This window comes from Halopenitus persicus, assembly GCF_900107205.1.
GTDB classification, from domain to species: Archaea; Halobacteriota; Halobacteria; order Halobacteriales; family Haloferacaceae; genus Halopenitus; species Halopenitus persicus.
On sequence record NZ_FNPC01000006.1, the window covers coordinates 100637 to 118511 of the forward strand.

The 17875-nt window shown below is 70.6% G+C and carries 16 protein-coding genes and 1 tRNA gene; 12 read left to right on the plus strand and 5 right to left on the minus strand.

Annotated features, from left to right (window positions below):
* Positions 1-57: 57 nt before the first annotated feature.
* From BLV25_RS11065 to BLV25_RS11075, 3 genes are all read left to right on the plus strand, one after another.
* Positions 58-840 carry a topoisomerase DNA-binding C4 zinc finger domain-containing protein gene (locus BLV25_RS11065; protein WP_092733211.1) on the plus strand — a complete coding sequence of 261 codons (783 nt, stop codon included), beginning with the start codon at positions 58-60 and terminating at the stop codon, positions 838-840.
* A gap of 133 nt (positions 841-973) precedes the next feature.
* Entirely contained in the window at positions 974-2164 is a 1191-nt protein-coding gene (endA, locus tag BLV25_RS11070; protein WP_092733214.1) for a tRNA-intron lyase, read from the plus strand.
* Positions 2161-3879, plus strand: coding sequence for a tryptophan--tRNA ligase (locus BLV25_RS11075; protein WP_092733218.1), 1719 nt, complete (start codon positions 2161-2163; stop codon positions 3877-3879). The genes endA and BLV25_RS11075 overlap by 4 nt, the downstream gene beginning before the upstream one ends.
* Positions 3880-3962: 83 nt before the next feature.
* Here BLV25_RS11075 and BLV25_RS11080 read toward each other — a convergent pair whose 3' ends face one another.
* Entirely contained in the window at positions 3963-4319 is a 357-nt protein-coding gene (locus tag BLV25_RS11080; protein ID WP_021075314.1) for a DUF5518 domain-containing protein, read from the minus strand.
* Positions 4320-4521: 202 nt separating this feature from the next.
* On the opposite strand from BLV25_RS11080, the gene BLV25_RS11085 reads away from it, so the two are divergent.
* The 4 genes from BLV25_RS11085 to BLV25_RS11100 all read left to right on the plus strand — a co-directional run bounded on the left by BLV25_RS11085 (position 4522) and on the right by BLV25_RS11100 (position 10015).
* Positions 4522-5052 (plus strand): DUF5815 family protein, encoded by a 531-nt coding sequence (locus tag BLV25_RS11085; protein WP_092733221.1) that lies wholly within the window; start codon positions 4522-4524, stop codon positions 5050-5052.
* A 115-nt stretch (positions 5053-5167) separates the two neighbouring features.
* On the plus strand, positions 5168-5374 hold the full coding sequence (locus tag BLV25_RS11090) for a helix-turn-helix domain-containing protein (RefSeq protein ID WP_021075312.1): 207 nt from the start codon (positions 5168-5170) through the stop codon (positions 5372-5374).
* 278 nt (positions 5375-5652) lie between these two features.
* Positions 5653-8976: a carbamoyl-phosphate synthase large subunit gene (gene carB / locus BLV25_RS11095; RefSeq protein ID WP_092733224.1), complete on the plus strand. Its 3324-nt coding sequence runs from the start codon at positions 5653-5655 to the stop codon at positions 8974-8976.
* 121 nt (positions 8977-9097) lie between these two features.
* Entirely contained in the window at positions 9098-10015 is a 918-nt protein-coding gene (locus BLV25_RS11100; protein WP_092733227.1) for an alpha/beta fold hydrolase, read from the plus strand.
* Between the two features lie 32 nt (positions 10016-10047).
* On the opposite strand, the gene BLV25_RS11105 is transcribed toward BLV25_RS11100, so the two are convergent.
* Complete coding sequence (locus BLV25_RS11105) at positions 10048-10698, minus strand: TVP38/TMEM64 family protein (RefSeq protein ID WP_021075309.1); 651 nt, start codon at positions 10696-10698, stop codon at positions 10048-10050.
* Positions 10699-10861: 163 nt separating this feature from the next.
* Here BLV25_RS11105 and BLV25_RS11110 point away from each other — a divergent pair, with 163 nt between their 5' ends.
* The gene (locus tag BLV25_RS11110) at positions 10862-11257 is read left to right on the plus strand and encodes a DUF5830 family protein (RefSeq protein ID WP_092733230.1); all 396 of its coding nucleotides are present in this window, start codon (positions 10862-10864) and stop codon (positions 11255-11257) included.
* A gap of 45 nt (positions 11258-11302) precedes the next feature.
* On the opposite strand, the gene BLV25_RS11115 is transcribed toward BLV25_RS11110, so the two are convergent.
* Positions 11303-12589, minus strand: a complete 1287-nt coding sequence (locus BLV25_RS11115; protein ID WP_092733233.1) for a DUF7115 domain-containing protein — start codon at positions 12587-12589, stop codon at positions 11303-11305.
* A gap of 138 nt (positions 12590-12727) precedes the next feature.
* Between BLV25_RS11115 and BLV25_RS17465 the strand changes: the two genes are divergently transcribed.
* The 3 genes from BLV25_RS17465 to BLV25_RS11130 all read left to right on the plus strand — a co-directional run bounded on the left by BLV25_RS17465 (position 12728) and on the right by BLV25_RS11130 (position 13836).
* Positions 12728-12883 (plus strand) — tRNA-Met (locus tag BLV25_RS17465).
* A gap of 111 nt (positions 12884-12994) precedes the next feature.
* On the plus strand, positions 12995-13321 hold the full coding sequence (locus BLV25_RS11125) for a cupin domain-containing protein (protein ID WP_021073236.1): 327 nt from the start codon (positions 12995-12997) through the stop codon (positions 13319-13321).
* Between the two features lie 2 nt (positions 13322-13323).
* Positions 13324-13836 (plus strand): rhodanese-like domain-containing protein, encoded by a 513-nt coding sequence (locus BLV25_RS11130; RefSeq protein ID WP_092733236.1) that lies wholly within the window; start codon positions 13324-13326, stop codon positions 13834-13836.
* Between the two features lie 52 nt (positions 13837-13888).
* Here the strand turns inward: BLV25_RS11130 and BLV25_RS11135 are convergent, their stop codons facing one another.
* The gene (locus BLV25_RS11135; protein ID WP_092733239.1) at positions 13889-16003 is read right to left on the minus strand and encodes a CARDB domain-containing protein; all 2115 of its coding nucleotides are present in this window, start codon (positions 16001-16003) and stop codon (positions 13889-13891) included.
* 177 nt (positions 16004-16180) lie between these two features.
* On the opposite strand from BLV25_RS11135, the gene BLV25_RS11140 reads away from it, so the two are divergent.
* Positions 16181-16585: a ribbon-helix-helix protein, CopG family gene (locus BLV25_RS11140; RefSeq protein ID WP_021073239.1), complete on the plus strand. Its 405-nt coding sequence runs from the start codon at positions 16181-16183 to the stop codon at positions 16583-16585.
* Between the two features lie 68 nt (positions 16586-16653).
* Here the strand turns inward: BLV25_RS11140 and BLV25_RS11145 are convergent, their stop codons facing one another.
* Positions 16654-17859: a potassium channel family protein gene (locus tag BLV25_RS11145; RefSeq protein WP_021073240.1), complete on the minus strand. Its 1206-nt coding sequence runs from the start codon at positions 17857-17859 to the stop codon at positions 16654-16656.
* Positions 17860-17875 lie beyond the last annotated feature (16 nt).

Sequence of the window (17875 nt, forward strand, 5' to 3'; positions counted from 1 at the left end):
CGAGTGAGAGCCCGACGCCGTGTGAGGGTTCAAAGGCGATGCCGCGCCAGACGGGATATGCCATCGCGACTCCGCGTCCTGGCCGGCGACTGCACCACGATCCTGAACGGTCCCCGCGAGCGCACCCAGCGCGGCCGCGTGGTCGTGGTCGTCAAGCCCGACAACACGACGCTCGTGCACGACGCCGACGGCTACCAGCCGATCGAGTGGCTCACCCGGCCGGACTCGGTGACCGTCGAGACGGACGCGTCCGGGTTCACCGTCACCGCGCACGACGGCGACCGGACGCTGCAGGTGATCACCCACGAACGCGAGGCCGGGATGGAAGTCCCGGCCACCGAGGCCGGGATCCCCGTGGGGAGCTGTCCGGACTGCGCGTCCGCGTTGGTTCGCTCGGGCGGCCACGTCGCCTGCGTCGGCTGCGAGGAGCGATACGGGCTGCCGACCGGCGCGACGGTCACGGAGCGGAGCTGCGAGGAATGCGGGCTGCCGCTGCTTCGCGTCGAGCGGGGCGAGGTCTTCACGGTCTGTCTGGACGTGTACTGCGACTCGCTGGCTGACGCCGTCGCCGACCGGTTCGACCGCGTCTGGTCGTGTCCCGACTGCGGCTCCGACCTCCGCGTCCAGCAGGCGACCGGCCGGGTCTTCCTCGGCTGCGACGCGTATCCGGAGTGCGAGACGACGTTCTCGTTCCCGGACGGCGTCGTGGTCGACGACTGTCCCTGCGGGCTGCCGGTCCTCGAGACCGCAGAGGGACGGCGCTGTCTCGACGGGAGCTGCGAGCGCTGGGAGGCGGACGCGGGCGACCGCCGGGACGACACGGAGCCGCCCGCGGCGTGAAACGCCCGTGACGCGAGTCGTCCGCGGCGGGAACCGTCCCGGGCGCAGGTCGTCCGGAACGTGCATCGCCCGCGACCTGACGTCTCCCCGGCGGACCGCAACCCGTTTACGACCGCCGCCCGGCCGGTCAGGTATGCAACCGGACGGCGAGCTCCGCGGCGACGGCGTACACGTGGGCGGCGACGCCCGCCAACGGTTCTACGACTCGGGGGGATACGGGCGCCCGCTCGGCGGGAACGCGATCTCGCTCACGCCGTTGGAGGCGGCACACCTGCTGTTTCGGGGCGACCTGGGCGCGGTGACCGTCGGCGGCGAGGCGCTCGGGTTCGAGGCCTTCTTCGTCCACGCGGCCGCCGCGGGCGACCGGTTCGCGGTCCGGTTCCTCGTGTACTCGGACCTGCGCGACCGGGGGTTCTACCTCTCGCCGACGCGCGAGGGCTGGCCGGGGCACAACCGTCTGGCGGGAACGAACGCGGACTTCATCGTGTACGAACGCGGCGCGAGCCCCCCCGATGGGGACGTCGCTCACCGGCTGCGCGTGGTCGGCGAACGCGAGTCGATCCCGGCGGCCGAAATCGACGGGACCACGCTGGCCATCGTCGACGAGGAGAGCGACCTCACGTACTTCGAGACGCGAACGGCCGACCCGACGGGGGAGACCGACTACGGTCCGCCGACGGACCTCCCCGGCGTCCTGCTCGAGGACCGCGTGGTGGTGTGGGACGCGCCGACCGACCTCTATGACCGGGGCTTCTACGGCCGTCCGCTGTCCGGGCGCGCCGCGACGATCGACGGGGCGCTACAGCTGTCGCTGCTCGAGGCCGCGTTCCTGGCCGAACGCGGAGCGTTGCGGTTGGACGAAACGCTCGCGCTGGCAGGGGCGGCCGGGGACGCGGAACGGAGCGATGGCGTCGGCACCGATGGAACCGGCGGCGGTGCTAGCGGCGCCGATGAAGCCGACGACGAGGGATCCGACGACGCCGAGGGGGCGGCGGACGCGATCCGCCGGCGCGGACGAGCGGTCGAGGGGGATCGGTTCGACCGACGGCTCCGCGTCTACGCGGACCTTCGCGAGCGCGCGATCGTCCCGAAGACCGGCTTCAAGTTCGGCGCCGACTTCCGGACGTACCTCCACGTGGAGACGGTCGAGGACCTGCCCCACTCCGAGCACCTGGTCCGGGTCATCGAGCCGGACCACGCGTTCGTTCCGCGCGAGCTGTCGCTTGACGTGCGGCTCGCCGGCGGCGTTCGCAAGCGAATGGTTTTTGCGCTGACCGACGCGAGTTCCATCGACTACCGTTCGGTAGCTCGGATCACCCCATGACCGACGACGATCACACGCCACGCGAGGTCGCCACCGCCGCCGACGCGCTCGCCGACGCCGACGCGAGCGCCGCGGGCTGCGGGATCGTGACCGACGGAGGAACCGACACCGCAGCCGGGGCCGACGACGTGGAGCTGGACCCGTGGGGATCGGCGACGGTCGACGACTACCGAAAGCTCTTCGAGGAGTTCGGGATCGAGGAGTTCGACGACGTCCTCCCGGACGTTCCCCATCCCCACTACCTGATGCGACGCGGCGTCATCTTCGGCCACCGCGAGTACGACGCGGTCGCCGAGGCGATGGCGAACGACGAGCCGTTCGCCGCGCTGTCGGGGTTCATGCCCACGGGCGACCCCCACATCGGTCACAAGCTGGTCTTCGACGAGCTGATCTGGCACCAGCGGCAGGGCGGGGACGCCTTCGGGCTGATCGCCGACCTGGAGGCCCACGCCGCGCGCGGGCTCTCGTGGGACGAGATCGACGAGCACGCCCGGAGCTACGTCCTCTCGCTGATCGCGCTCGGGTTCGACCCCGAGGCGGGGACCGTCTACCGGCAGTCCGACAACCGGGAGGTCCAGGACCTCGCGTTCGAGCTGGGGTCGAAGGCGAACTTCTCCGAGCTGCAGGCGCTGTACGGCTTCGACGGCGAAACGAACGTCTCGCATATGCAGTCGACGATCACCCAGATGGCGGACATCCTCTACCCGCAGCTGGTCGACGGCCCCAAGCCGACCGTGGTGCCGGTCGGGCCGGACCAGGACCCGCACCTACGCCTCTCGCGGGACCTCTCCGAGCGGATGCGGTACTTCAAGGTCACCGAGGCGTTCGCGAGCTTCGAGCTCGGGGACGACGAGCGCCAGCTCGTCCGGGCGGCCTTCGACGCGCTCGCGGCTGCTCCGGACGAGGACGATGCCGACGACGCGGAAGCCGACGATGCCGACGACGCGGAAGCCACCGCCGACAACGCCGACGACGGCGACGAACCGGTGCGCTGCGAGGCGGCCGCCGAGTGGCTCGAGACGTACGAACCGCCGCCGGAGCTCACCGACGCGCGGCGGTCGGCGATCGAGAAGCTCCGCGCCGCGGGCAAGGAGCCGCTCCGCCCGCGGGTCCGGTTCCTCGACCGGAACGCGACCGACGACGCCTTCGAGGACCTGATCGGCCGCGTCGAGGGCGAGAAGCGCGTCTTCGAGGGGCACGTCGACGCCTTCGACCTGACGCGCGAGGCGGCCGAGACGCTCGCCCGCGAGGTCGAGCTCGACCACGACGGGTTCGGGTTCCGACAGCCCTCCTCGATCTACCACCGCTTCATGTCAGGGCTCACCGGCGGCAAGATGTCCTCGTCGATCCCGGCCAGCCACATCTCGCTGCTCGACGATCCCGAGGAGGGCGCCGCGAAGGTGAACGCGGCCACGACCGGCGGGCGGTCGACCGCCGAGGAGCAGCGCGAGCTGGGCGGCAAGCCCGACGAGTGTCCCGTCTACGAGTTGTACGCCTACCTGCTCGCGGACGATGACGACGACCTGGCGCGGAGGGTCTATGAGGAGTGTGCCGGCGGGGACCGGCTCTGTGGCGGCTGTAAGGAGCAGGCCGCGGAGCTGATGCGCGAGTTCCTCGCCGACCACCAGGAGAAACGCGAGGAGGCGGCCGAGCTGCTCGAGGACCTGGACATCGACTTCGAGTCCGACCGGCGCGGCACCGGCGGCGAACACTGACGGCCGTTCGGGACGACGGCGAGCACTGAGGACCGTGCAGTACGGCGGCGACGGGAACGGACCGGGACCACGTTCGCTCTCCGTCACCCGATCTCTGTTCTGAGGTGGCTACCGAGCAGCCCGCCGATCGCGCTCAGCGCGACCCAGTAGGCGAGGACCGCAAGGATCGCGAGCACGACGAGCACCGCGATCGAGAAGCCGATGACGGCGTCGGGAGCGAGCGGGAGGAACGCCAACACGACGAGGAGGAGCAGGATCGACGGGACCGACGCGAACAGGCCGGAGAGGCCGCCGACGACCGCACCGTCCTCGGGATCCGTGCCCTGCAGGTAGCCGGCGAGGAGGCCGCCGGCGATCGGCGACAGCGGGATCCAGGTGAGGACGGTGGTCGCGATCGCGCCGATCGCGGCGTTGAGGAGGGTGTTGCCGTCGGTGTCCATACCGCAAGTGAGGTCGGCATCGAATATAAAGGCGGGCACGAGGCGGGTCGGAAAGCCCGGCACGGGGCGGGCCGGAAAGCCCGGCACGGGGCGGGCCGGAAAGACCGGCACGGGGCGAGTTCGGAGCACCGTGGGGAGCTCGACCGGGAGGACGATCGCGTCGTTCCGCGCCTTTTAACCACGGGACGCGCCAACGCCGGATATGAGCGAACCACGCGTCCCGGGGACGGCGGACGCGATCGAGCTCCCGTGCGGGGAGACGATCGGGCACGGCGACCTCGATCTCGGGATGCGCGAGTACGACTGTGCGTGCGGGGAAACGCACGCGGTAGTGATGGACGTCCATCCGCCGGAGCGGTTCCTCCCGGAGTTCCTCGTCGAGGTGCTGCGCGAGGCCGTCGAGACGACCAGCGAGGAGATGCCCGAGTTCGGCACGCCGCACCTGCTCGGGGTCGTCCTCGAGGAGTTCCCGGACCGGGTCGTCGCCGAGGACGCCTCCGAGAACGCCGACGTCGGCTACGCGCTCGTCTGGGTGGCCGAATTCGACGCGCGGCGGCTCCACGAGGTGATCGTCGAGCTCGTGGTCGAGCTGATGGAACACGCCGTGAGCCACGCGGAGGACGACGGGGCGTTGCAGGAGTTCGAGAAGCAGATGACCGAGTTCGACGTCGCCGAGTTCGTCGAGCGGTACCGGGCCGAACGCGACCTCGAAGCCGAGGACCCGTACGCCTAGCCCGGCCGAATCGGCCGCTCGACGGCGGGGTATATAAGTGATCGGACGATGTCCGACGAACGTCCGACTCCTGTCTCACTGAACGCTATGTGTATGGCTCCCGTACGTAAGACGTATGCACACCCGGGAGTTCGAACCGCTGCGCGGTGTGCTCGCCGAGGCCGACGAGCCGCTGACGGCGCGGGAGATCCTCTCGCTGCTCGAGGAGCGGGAGGAGTTCGACAACCCGCACCGCGTCGCGACCGTGCTGGGACGGTGGGCCGAGCGTGGCGAGGTGGAAGTGATCGCCGACAGCCCCTACCGATACCGGCTCAACACGTGATCCGCCATCGGGATCGACGAGTCGCGACGGCGACGACCGGCTAGCGGTATGGTTGGGCAGTGAGCGTTGCGACCGGCCGGTACGGTATGCCCGGGCGGTACGTTGTGGTCGGACGGTACGTTGCACAACCGAACGAAAACGGATGCTCGGGCGGACTCGGCCCCCGATACGCCCCCGACCGTGGTACGTGACCACATCTCTTGCGAATTTCGAAAAACTCCTTCGAGAATCGCATTCTTTCGCCGCCCTTATTACGATGTACGCACTCCGGTCGGGTAATGAGCGACTCACCAGTGGCCTCCGAGACGACGGAGACGTCCGAGGACCGCACCATCCTGCTCATCGGCAGCGGCCCGATCCAGATCGGGCAGGCGGCCGAGTTCGATTACTCCGGCGCGCAGGCGTGTCGCGCCCTGCAGGAGGAGGGTGCTCGGGTCGTCCTCGTCAACTCGAACCCGGCGACCATCATGACCGACCCGGAGATGGCCGACCGGGTGTACATCGAGCCGATCACGCCCGAGGCGATCGCCGAGGTCATCCGCGAGGAGAAGCCGGACGGCGTCATCGCCGGCCTCGGCGGACAGACCGGCCTCAACGTCACGGCCGAGCTGGCCGAGCAGGGCATCCTCGAGGAACACGACGTCGAGATCATGGGGACGCCGCTCGACACCATCTACGCGACCGAGGACCGCGACCTCTTCCGCCAGCGGATGGAGAACCTCGGCGAGCCGGTCCCCGCGTCGACGACCATCTCGCTGGGCGAGGACGAGTCGGTCACCGACTTCGACGAGGCGGCGTTCCGCGAACGCGTCCGGGACGCCGTCGACGAGGTCGGCGGGCTGCCGGTCATCTCGCGGACGACCTACACGCTCGGCGGGTCCGGATCCGGCGTCGTCGAGGAGTTCGACGAACTCGTCGATCGCGTCCGCAAGGGCCTCCGCCTCTCCCGGAACGGCGAGGTGCTCATCACCGAGTCGATCTCGGGCTGGGTCGAGCTCGAGTACGAGGTGATGCGCGACGCCGACGACTCCTGTATCATCATCTGCAACATGGAGAACATCGACCCGATGGGGATCCACACCGGCGAGTCGACGGTGGTGACCCCCTCGCAGGTCATTCCCGACGACGGCCACCAGGAGATGCGCGACGTGGCCCTCGAGGTCATCCGCGATCTGGGGATTCAGGGCGGCTGTAACATCCAGTTCGCCTGGCGCGACGACGGCACCCCGGGCGGGGAGTACCGCGTCGTCGAGGTGAACCCCCGCGTCTCCCGCTCGTCCGCGCTCGCCTCGAAGGCGACCGGCTACCCGATCGCCCGCGTCACGGCGAAGGTCGCGCTCGGCAAGCGGCTCCACGAGATCGACAACGAGATCACCGGCGAGACGACCGCCGCCTTCGAGCCGGCCATCGACTACGTCGTCACGAAGGTGCCGCGCTGGCCCATCGACAAGTTCGACGACGTCGACTTCGAGCTGGGCACGGCGATGAAATCGACCGGCGAGGCGATGTCGATCGGCCGGACCTTCGAGGAAAGCATGCTCAAGGCGCTGCGCTCCTCCGAATACGATCCCGCCGTCGACTGGGTCGACGTGGACGACGAGACGCTTTCAGCCGACTACCTCGAGACGCCGACGCCCGACCGCCCGTACGCGATCTTCGAGGCGTTCTCGCGCGGCTATACCGTCGAGGAGGTGTGTGACCTCACGGGGATCAAGGAGTGGTACGTCGAGCGGTTCGAGCGCATCGCCGACGCCCACGAGGGCGCGAAGCACGGCGAGTTCACCGACGCGGCGATCGCCGGGTTCACCGACGCCGAGATCGCCGACGCGGCCTCCCCGGAGGCGCCCGCGGACGTCGAACCGAAGACGACCTCGACCGACGGCGGCAGCGTGACGCCGGTCTCGGTCGACGAGGTCGCCTCCTCGACGCCGAGCCGCACCTTCAAGCAGGTCGACACCTGCGCCGGCGAGTTCGAGGCGTCGACGCCGTACTACTACTCGGCGCGGCTCCCCGAATACCTCGCCGGCGCCGACGCGGGCAGCGGCGAGAGCGACTACGGCGAGCTCCAGCGGATCGACCCCGACGTCGAGAGCGTCGTCGTCATCGGCGGCGGCCCGATCCGCATCGGGCAGGGCGTCGAGTTCGACTACTGTGCGGTCCACGCGGTGCGCGCGCTCCGCGAGATGGGCATCGACGCACACGTGATCAACAACAATCCCGAGACCGTCTCGACGGACTACGACACCTCCGACGGGCTCTTCTTCGAGCCGATCACCGCCGAGGAGGTCGCCGACGTCGTCGAGGCGACCGACGCCGACGGCGTGATGGTCCAGTTCGGCGGCCAGACCTCCGTGAACGTCGGTGAACCGCTCGAGGCGGAGCTGGAGCGTCGCGGGCTCGACTGCGAGATCGTCGGCACCTCCGTGGAGGCGATGGACCTGGCGGAGGACCGCGACCGCTTCAACGCGCTGATGGACGACCTCGGCATCGCCCAGCCGGCCGGCGGCACGGCGACGAGCCGCGAGGAGGCGCTCGAACTCGCCCACGGGATCGGCTACCCGGTCCTCGTGCGTCCGTCCTACGTGCTCGGCGGCCGCGCGATGCGCGTCGTCGAGGACGACGCGGAGCTCGAGGAGTACATCGAGGAGGCGGTTCGCGTCTCGCCGGACAAGCCGATCCTCATCGACCAGTTCCTCGACGACGCGGTCGAGCTGGACGTCGACGCCGTCTCGGACGGCGAGGACGTCCTCATCGGCGGCGTGATGGAGCACGTCGAGAGCGCCGGCGTCCACTCCGGCGACTCCGCGTGCATGATCCCCCCGCGGTCGCTCGACGACGCGACGCTCGGCCGCGTTCGCGAGGTCACCGAGGAGATCGCGACCGCGCTCGACACCGTCGGCCTGTTGAACGTCCAGCTGGCGGTCACCGGCGTCCACGACCCCGACGCCGACCCCACCGTCTACGTGCTGGAGGCGAACCCGCGCTCCTCGCGGACGGTCCCGTTCGTCTCGAAGGCGACCGGCGTCCCGATCGCGAAGATCGCCGCGACGGTGATGGCCGGCGAGTCGCTCGCCGACCTCGACGTCGACGAGCAGATCCCCGAACACCTGAGCGTGAAGGAGGTCGTCCTCCCGTTCGACCGCCTGCCGGGCTCGGACCCGCGGCTCGGCCCCGAAATGAAGTCCACCGGCGAGGTGATGGGCACCGCGACGTCGTTCGGCAAGGCCTACGACAAGGCCCAGGACGCGACCGGCAAGCCGATCCCCGAGTCGGGAACCGCCGTCGTCGACCTCTCGGCCGACCAGTTCCCGGACCCGGACACCGAGGCGGGCGAGGCGCTCGTCGACGGCTTCTCGGAGCACTTCGAGCTGTCCACGGCCACCGACCTGGTCGCGGCCGCCCGCTCGGGCGAGCTCGACCTGATCGTCTCGCGCCAGCGCGATCTGCTGGAGGTCGCCGTCGAGGAGGAGATCACCTACTTCTCCACGCCGGCCAGCGCGAAGGCGGCCCTCGAGGCGCTCGATCACGTGGATGACGACCTGGACGTCCTGGCGGTCTCGGACCGCCCGAAGCGCGTCGCCGATTGGGGCGCCGGGGAGTAGTCCGCGCCCCCGACGCCGAGGGCGAATCGGCCACGACGCTGACGGCGACCGACGAGTTACCCCCAGTCGCGTTTTCACGCTCGCCGAAGCCGTTACCTGACGGGCCGTCATTGCCATCGATATGCCGACCGACCGGCCGGCGACGGATGAACCGCTGTCGCCGCCGGCCGACGAGATCCCGGCGTCGGTCCCCGGTGAATCGCGGATCCGCGAGACGAACGGCGTCGGACTACACGTCGTGGAAGCGGGTCCCGCGGACGGCGAGCTGCTCGTGCTCCTCCACGGATTCCCCGAGTTCTGGTACGGCTGGCACGCCGTGATCGAATCGCTTGCGTCAGCAGGGTTCCGCGTGGTTGTGCCCGACCAGCGCGGGTACAACCTGAGCGAGAAGCCCGACGGGATCGCCCCCTACCGGATCGGCGAGCTGGCCCGCGACGTCGTCGGGCTGATCGACGCGTACGGCCGCGAGACGGCGCTCCTCGCGGGCCACGACTGGGGCGCCGCGGTCGGCTGGTGGGTCGCGCTCCACCACCCCGGCAGACTCCGGCGGTTCGTCGCGGTCAACCTCCCGCATCCGACGGTGTTCCGGCGAACGCTCCGAACGTCGTGGCGCCAACGGCTGCGAAACTGGTACATCCTGGCGTTTCAGCTCCCGTGGCTCCCCGAACGGGTTTCCCGGGTGCGGAACTGGGCCCCGGTCGTCGAGGGAATGCGCCGGTCGAGCCGGCCCGGTGCGTTCGACAACGAGGATTTCGACCGGTATCGCCGCGCGTGGTCCCGGCCCGGTGCGTTCGCCGGGATGGTGAACTGGTACCGAGCGGTCGCTCGCGAGCGGCCGACTCCGGCCCGCACCGCCGTCGACGTCCCGACGCTCGTCGTCTGGGGCGCCGGCGACCGGTTCCTCCGGCGGTCGATGGCCGCCGAGAGCCTCGCGCACTGTTCGAACGGTCGACTCTTGATGGTCCACGACGCGACCCACTGGATCCTCCACGAGCGACCGAACCGGGTGGCCCGGGCGATCCGCGAGCACGTCGAGTGACGGCGTCCCGTTAGCATCCCGACGACGACCCTTCAGGCGGAACTGGCTCCGGGATCCGACTCCTCCAGATAGAGACGATAGCACGGTCCCGCCAGCAGCAGCGCCGCGACGCCGGCCATCCCGAGCAGCAGGACCGGGTCGAACGTCGCCGCGTCGCCGGCGAGGAGGCGGTCAGCCGACACCCCGACCGCAATCCCGGCGACCACCCACGGCGTCTCGCCGAGCGCGGTCCCGAGGAGGAAGGGGCGGACGTCGACACGGGCGAATCCGGCCGCGATCGAGACCGCGTCGGACGGGACCGGCAACAGCCGGCTCGCGGCGATCGTTCGCGTCGCGCCCGCGGCCGCGACGAGGCGCACGCCGGCACGCGAGAACCGACTCCCGGCCGGGTCCCAGCCGGCACGTGCGAGCGCGTACGGCGGGAGCGCCGTGGCCGTCACCAGGGCGATCCCGACCGGAATCCCCGCCCAGCCGTAGCCGTAGCCGGCGGCGACCGCGATCAGCGTCGTCGGGAGCGCGAGCGCCGGCCGGACGGCCGCGAGTCCGCACAGCGCGAGCGCGAACAGCGCCGGCTCGTCCGCGATGCGTTCGGCGGGCGCCACGAGCGCTCGCGGGTCCGTCAGCCACGCGATGAGCACGACGCCGGCGAGGACGGCCACTCCGGCTGCGAGGCGGCGCTTCACGCGACCGGCTTCCCGACCGACCGATAAACGCCTTGTGGAGCCACGGCGGGAAGCGCCGTGGAGACGCGGCGGGAAGCACCGTGGAGACGCGGCGGAACGCCCCGTCCGGACCACCCGCGGGTCGTCCTGGCAGTTTTTAAGGACCGCCGCCGAACGGACGCGCGTGCGCCGCGACCGCTCGCCCGATGGCGACTCGACGCGGGACCGGAAGCGCGAGCTCGGGATCGAACTCCTCGCCACCCTCGAGGAGGAGTCGCTGCCGCTCCCGGAGGCGATCGACCGGATCGAGACGGTGACGACGAGTCCCGCGCTCACCCGGGAGATCCTCGACGCCGCGCGCAAGCGGGGCGTCATCGACCGGGAGGACGGCCGGATCCGGACGCGACGCGGCGGGACGGCCGTCTCCCTCGACCGTGGGGTCACGGTCCGCGAGGGCGAGTTCGAGTGCCGTCGCTGCGGAGCGTCGATCTCGACCGGACACTTCCTCGAACTCGATGCCGGCGAGCTCGGTCCGTTCGGGTCCTCGTGTATCCGGGCGGTTCTCGGCCGTGACGGGTGAGGCGGTGAGGTGGCCGAGCGGACGATTCCGATGGAGCAGCTGCCGTCAGCGGCCGCGCCGAAGCTCCTCGATCAGCTGCTCGATGAGCGTGGCCTGCTCGTCGAGTCGATCGGCCTGTTTCTCGACGGCGGCGCGCAGCGCGGCGACCTCCTCGGCGAGGTCGTCGTCCGTCACCCCCGCCGGTTCGAATCCGGAATCGCCGAAGTCGGCGTCCATCGCGGCGGTCTCGCCGGACGCGTCCGCGTCGCGCGCGGACCGATCGCCGTCGGCGTCCCCACGTGCCGCCGCGCCGTCGCCCGTTTCACTGGTGGCGTTCATCGTGGCGTTCGCCGACCCGGCCTGCCGGGATCCGGATCGTGAGGACCCGGCACCACGTTCCGACGACGCCGGTACCGTTTCCTCCGACGCCGTCGAATCGGACGCATCGGCACCGGCGCGGTCGGTAGTGGTCGCGCGCGACGCCGTGTCCGAGGATTCCGGGGCGAGCGGGTCCCCGGATCCGGCCGACTGGGTCTCACCGTCCCCGTTTCTGCCCATCGACTCCATCGGGGCGTCGGTCCCGGAGTCGGTCTCGGCGTCCGCCTCGGCATCGGCCGCCGGCGACGCCGAGAGCGGATCCACGCCGACGCCGAAGTCCGGCGAGCCGTCCGCGCTCGCCTCGGCGTCCGCGTCCGCCGCCTCCGCCTCGGCCTCCTGCTCACGAACGGCCCGCAGCTCCGCGGGGCTCTCGACGCCGTGGTAGCCGCAGACGGCGTCGGTCAGGGTCTCCCGGACCTCCCTGGCCGACTCGTTCGGGGTCTTGAACCGCTCCTGGCGGTCCTGCAGGGTGAGCACGACCGAGGTCGCGACGGTTCCCTCCTCGAAGCCGAGGTCGGTGACGTCCTCGTAGTGGAACTCCTCGAACTCCTCGTCCCAGACGACCGACCCGATGTGTTTGACGAGCCGGTCGCTGGTGATGATGAGCGTCAGCTCCGAGAAGCGGAAGGTGCTGATGACCGACTCGCCCGGGTCGGTGACCCCGGCCGCCGAGAGCACGCCCGCCAGGATCGGGTGGAGGGCGTCGTCGGTTCGTTTGGCCGGGATCGTGATCGTCTCCTCCCCGTCGAGCCCGCGGTCGAGGGTGATCTTCGTCTTGCGGCGGCCCTCGGAGACGTCGACCCGCTCGGCTCCGTGTGGGTACGTCTCGACGGTCTCGTCCGAGAGCAGTCCGTCGGACCGATAGACGAGCGTCCGTGTCGGCGTCACCGCGAGGGCGTCCTCGCCGCCGAGGTCGACGTGGGCGGCGACGTCCTCCTCGCCGACTGCCGATGCGAGCAGGTCGGGAAGACTCATTTGCGAATGCATTCGCCGCGCCGGGTATAAATCCGCGGGTCGCTTCACGGCGATCCGCGGCCGCGACCCCTGTCTCGCGGTCGCAAACCGCCCGCGGATGGGAAGGTTAAAGGGTTTCATCCCGGTACGTGCAACTGCGGCCGGGTGGCTTAGCTGGACATAGCGCCGCACTCATAGGGTTTCAGAGATTCGGTGCGGCAGTCGCCTTGGAAGCGTCCGCGACCCCGCCGGGGCCCCGCCGAGCCTCGGACCTGGGCGATGCGGAGATCGCGGGTTCGGAGCCCGCCCCGGCCATACCTCGTCCCCCGTTTTCGTCCCGTCAGTTTCCCTCGTTCCGCTTTTCGTGCCGTCCGTCCCGCCGGCGAGCCGACGGTATTTATCCGTCGGGGTGCATCGATGACACGTATGAGCCTCGACCGATACGCCGACGCGATCGCCGACCTCGATCCCGACCGCGGGGAGGTCGAAACCGCCGAGGTCGTCGTGACCGACGACGTGCTGGTGAAGGCGTTCGTCCTCGCCCCGGGCGGGGAGATCACGCCGCACGAACACGGCGACGCCACGAACGTCTTTCACGTCCTCGAGGGGACCCCGACCGTCGTCCGCGACGGCGAGACGGAGCGGATCGAGGCGCCCGGCGTCGTGCACAACGAGCGCGGGGCCGTCCACGGCGCCCGCAACGAGTCCGACGACCGGGCCGTCCTGACCGCGAGCCTCTGCCCGCTCCCGTAAGTATGAGCGCGGAGATCGAGGTGGACGAACTCGCCGCGCTGCTCGAGACCGCCGCCGACGCGACCGTCACCGACCGATCCGCCGCCGATGAGGCCGCCGCCGACTCGCCCGACGACGCGACTGCTGCCGACGCGACGGGCGAGTCGCTCGTCGTGGTCGACGTCCGGTCGAAGCGGGCCTTCGACCGCGGCCACATCCCCGGCAGCCGGAACGTCCCGTTTCCGGAGCTGACGAGTCGGGTCGAGGAGCTATCCGGCGCGAGCCGGATCGTGACGGTCTGCCCCCACGGGATCGCCAGCCAACAGGCGGCCGACCTGATCACGTCGTACGCCGGCACGGCCGACGCGACGGTCGAGAGCCTCCGCGGCGGGCTCGAGGCCTGGGACGGTCCGCTCGAGGCGACGGCGCTCGGCTCCGGGTCGACCGACGGGGAGTCGGTCGATACCCGGTCGGACGACGGGGGCGCCTCGAGCCGTCCGGATCCGGACGACGAGGGACCCGAAGCACCCTTTTAAATCGTTAAACGCTTCGGATACCACTTTTAAATAATCCGGAGTCCGCCCGTCCCTACCGTCGCCGCGTACGCGCCGCGAACAGCGTCGTCGCGAGCAGCAGCGCGATCGCGGCAGCCGTCGATCCGAATCCCGGAATCCCCTCGTCGGTCGACGGGATCGGTTCGGAGCCGGGACCGTCGGAGTCGTCAGCAGGAGCGTCGCCGGCGGTGGACTCGCCGGGAGCGGAGCCGGTTCCGGCCTCCGTGACCGTGAGCGTGACGCGTTCCCCGCCGAGTTCGACCGTCGTCTCGCCGGATTCAGCGGGCGTGACCTCGAACCGAAGCTCGCTCCGCTCGCCCGCGTCGAGGCGGATCTCGCGCGTTTCGGCCGCCTCGCCGTTCACCCGGAGCGTCAGCGAGCCGCCGGCGGGGATCGGCGCCGAGTTCTCGACGACGGCGGTCACGGCGACCGTCTCGCCGCGGGCGACCGTCCCGGGATCGACCGCCAGGTCGTGAACGCTCACCGAGGCGGGGTCCATCACCGACACCTGAAGCGACTGCCCGCCGACCGTCAGGTCGTGCGTGCCGGGGTCCTCGAACCGGTGCTCGACGGTTTCGACCGTGCTCCCGCCGGCAGCGAGTCGCCCGGTTCTCGTCGCCACCGCGTCGCCGTCGACCCGGACGGCGAGGTCGTAGTCGCCGGCCGTGCCGCCGTCGTTCGAGACGGACACCCGGAGACGGAGCGTCTCGCCGACGACGAGCCGAACCGGGTCTCGATCGACCGTGCGGTTGCGGTAGGCTCCGGTCACGCGGACCGCGTCGGGGTCGGCGATCGAGTAGCCGATCCGGGCCGGCAGCGTCCCGAACGCGGCGTCGTGGGCGTCGCGGTCCCAGGCGGTCGGCGCTCGGTCGGTCGTCGTGAACGTCCGCGCCGACGTCCGGACGTCGGTCCCGCCGGCCGCGGCGACCGCCGCGAGGACGTCGTCGTTCGTGACCGGATCCTCGGCGGCGTTCAGCTCCCGCAGCACGCTCGTGAAGGCGTCCTCGCCCTCGGTCGCCAGCCGGATCCGACGGTCGATCTCGCCGGCGACGAGCGCGCCCTTCCAGTAGTTCGCGTCGTTGCGCCAGGTGGCGGGTTGTGAGAGGGTCGCGCCGGCCTGCGGGTCCCGCTCCCCCTGCCGAAGGGTCCGCTGAAACGTCGCGAAGTCGACGTCGCCGCGCTCGAGCGCGAGCAGGGCCGCGTAGTAGGTCGCCACCGCCTCGACCGTCCATCGACCCGACGCGGTCGTCCGGTAGTCCTGTCGAGTGTGGACGTACTCGTGGGTCCAGACGTCCGTCGCGGCGTCGACCGATTCCGCGTCCCGAACCCACATATCAGCCGGTCCGCTCTGGAGTCCCCGAACGCCCCAGCCGACGTCGCTCGTCGGGGCGGCGATCACGAACACCTCGGCGTCGCGGTCGCCGACCCGAAGCGCGCCGGAGGCGTGGCCGAGCGTTCCGAGGATCGCATCCGGCGAGGAGGCCAGCTCGGCACGCTCGGGAACGATCAGTCGGAACCGCTGGCCGTTCGCCGACCTGACGTGCTCCTCGAAGGGGCCGAGATAGGCCATCGAGTCGCTCGCGACGCCCTCGCCGGCGACGACGTTCCCGCGCTCGAATCGGACGGGAGCGACCGACTGCGCGCGGAGTTGGACCTGCGGCGGGTTCACGATCGCCCACTCGCCGGCGTCGACGAACAGGTAGCTGCCCTCCCCCTGGAGCGGCCCCCCGTCCTCGACCGTCCGATTGGCGGGCATCCGGTACGCCAGGCTCGGACGCTCGGTTCGCCCGTCCCAGGTCCACGTCGTCGCGTTCTCACGAGTGAATCCGTCCGCCGACACGTCGGTGGCGCGGTCGGGGATCCGGAGCCGGAGTTCGACCACGCGGTCCGGGATCTCGACTCGAGTCCGGACGCCGTACTCGCCGACGGGAGCGACCTGCCGAAGGTGGTTCCGGACGTGGATCGTGGCGGTCGTCGCCGCCGGCGCTGGCGAATCAGTCACCGCCTCCGCCGCGCCGGACGTCGCGGTGGGTGAGGCGTCGGTCGCTGCGGCCGACGCACCGCCCGCCAGGGCGGGGGCCGTCACGGCGCCCGCGAGGAACAGCATCGAGAGGACGAGGGCGGTCGTCCGGCGAGCGTGCTCGCGCATATCCCGTACACACGCCACGAGCGACCTAGTAGGTCGGGGATCGGCGACCGTCCGTGACGTCCGACGGCGCGTCGACGGCCGCGTCCGAGCGTTCTCCGGACCGTGCCGGTCGATTTCGGCCGTCTCACGGCATCGTCTGACAAACGCTTAAGTGAACGGACCGACCATTAGCCGGTGATGGGCAACAAGAACAAGACCATCTCGTTCCGCGTCAACGAGGACGCCTTCGAGACCCTCCGCGAGATCGCCGAGCAGCGCGACATCTCGCTGTCCGCCGTGTTCCGCGATTACGTGGACACGCTGGTTGCCCACGACGGCAAGGTCCGGGTCGTCCCCGAACACGAACTCGAGGGCACCGGCGAGGCCGACGACTCCTTCCCGCCGAAGGTGGAGGTGCCCAAGAGCTTCATTCGCGAACACGAGCGCCTGGAGCTCGAGGCGGACCACCTCCGCGAGCAGCTCGAGGAGCACAAACGCTACGTCACCTACCTCCGCGAGCAGCTCGAGGACGAGGACGAGGAGGTCATCCAGCTCGAGGACCTCGACGGCGACGCCGACGAGCCCTCGTTCCGGCTCGGGTAGGCGCTTTTCGTCCGGCTCGAGTAGGGGACGGACCCGGATCGAGCGGCAGCCTCACCGCCCAGCGCCCGCTAGGCCGCCCGGTCGGAGAACTCCGCGGCCGACGTGCGCGTGCCCTTCGTGATCAACACGTCGCCGGCCCGCAGCGTGGTGTCGATGTCCGGACCGACGAGCCAGCCCTCGCCCGGACGGCGGACCGCCAGCACGCTCGTCGAGATGTCGGTCTCGGGGACGCCCTCGCGGATCACCGCTCCCTCGAGGTCGCTGTCCGGTTCGATCGTCGTGCGCGTGATGATCTCGTCGGACTCCTTGACCGCAAGCTCCACGACCGGATGGACCTCGAGGTCGCGGAGGACCCCCTCGGTGATCTCCACCGCGGCGTCGGAGATGACTTCGGTCGCGACGCCCAGGTGGATGAGCCCCCGAAGCGCGACCGGATCGGACGCGTCCCGGGCGGCCCGCAACGTCCAGGCCTCGAAGCGCGACTGGAGCGCGTCCACCTCGACCTCGAGGTTGCTCACCTCCTCGGCCAGCTCCTCGGCGTCGAACAGCACCGACCCGTAGGCGAGGTCGACGCCGAGCTCCGAGAGGTTCTTCATCAACACGATGGAGTCGACCGCACGCTCCAGGTCCGAGACGTCCGGCTCGACCGGATCCTCGGCCACGTAGGGCTCGTCGGTCGCGGCCTCGTGGACGTCCGGAATCGACGCCTCGGGGCCCCGGAAGATCGCCACGTCGTCGGGACACAGCGTCGTCGTCGGCCCGGGATTCAGGATCCAGTCGTCGGAGCGACGGATCGCGATGATCCGGACGCCGGTCTCCGACTCGAGGTCGATGTCCTGTAGCGTCCGCCCGGCGTACGGCGATCCCTCCGCGATCGTCCCGCGGACGAGCAGCTCGACCGCCTCCGAGAGGGCGCCCCGCATCGCGTCGGGAAGGCCGATCTCCTCCAAGACGATCTTCGCGATGTCGCCGGCGGCGTCGCTGATCTTGTCCGCGCCGGCGATCACGCCCAAAACGGGCGCGAGCTGCTCCGCCTCGTTCGGATTTCGGGCGGCGAGCATCAGACTCATCCGGGCACGCATCTGGAGGACGTCCATCTTGTGCTCGAGCTCGAGCACCTCGTGGGCGACGTCGGTGCTCTGGTGGAGGACGGCCGAGTACGAGAGGTCGATGAGCAGCTCCGCGGTGTCCTTCATCTCGACGAGCAGGTCCTTGACGCTCGCCGGCTCGTATTCGACCGTTTCGGGGGTCCGACGCCCCTCGAATCGTCCCATACGCGGACACTCACCG

Coding starts and splice junctions, on each gene's coding strand:
- BLV25_RS11135 (WP_092733239.1), bottom strand. CDS start 16,003: ATGCGCGAGCACGCTCGCCGGACGACCGCCCTCGTCCTCTCGATGCTG.
- BLV25_RS11140 (WP_021073239.1), top strand. CDS start 16,181: ATGGGCAACAAGAACAAGACCATCTCGTTCCGCGTCAACGAGGACGCC.
- carB (WP_092733224.1), top strand. CDS start 5,653: ATGAGCGACTCACCAGTGGCCTCCGAGACGACGGAGACGTCCGAGGAC.
- BLV25_RS11080 (WP_021075314.1), bottom strand. CDS start 4,319: ATGGACACCGACGGCAACACCCTCCTCAACGCCGCGATCGGCGCGATC.
- BLV25_RS11075 (WP_092733218.1), top strand. CDS start 2,161: ATGACCGACGACGATCACACGCCACGCGAGGTCGCCACCGCCGCCGAC.
- BLV25_RS11125 (WP_021073236.1), top strand. CDS start 12,995: ATGAGCCTCGACCGATACGCCGACGCGATCGCCGACCTCGATCCCGAC.
- BLV25_RS11115 (WP_092733233.1), bottom strand. CDS start 12,589: ATGAGTCTTCCCGACCTGCTCGCATCGGCAGTCGGCGAGGAGGACGTC.
- BLV25_RS11085 (WP_092733221.1), top strand. CDS start 4,522: ATGAGCGAACCACGCGTCCCGGGGACGGCGGACGCGATCGAGCTCCCG.
- BLV25_RS11065 (WP_092733211.1), top strand. CDS start 58: ATGCCATCGCGACTCCGCGTCCTGGCCGGCGACTGCACCACGATCCTG.
- BLV25_RS11130 (WP_092733236.1), top strand. CDS start 13,324: ATGAGCGCGGAGATCGAGGTGGACGAACTCGCCGCGCTGCTCGAGACC.
- BLV25_RS11090 (WP_021075312.1), top strand. CDS start 5,168: ATGCACACCCGGGAGTTCGAACCGCTGCGCGGTGTGCTCGCCGAGGCC.
- endA (WP_092733214.1), top strand. CDS start 974: ATGCAACCGGACGGCGAGCTCCGCGGCGACGGCGTACACGTGGGCGGC.
- BLV25_RS11145 (WP_021073240.1), bottom strand. CDS start 17,859: ATGGGACGATTCGAGGGGCGTCGGACCCCCGAAACGGTCGAATACGAG.
- BLV25_RS11100 (WP_092733227.1), top strand. CDS start 9,098: ATGCCGACCGACCGGCCGGCGACGGATGAACCGCTGTCGCCGCCGGCC.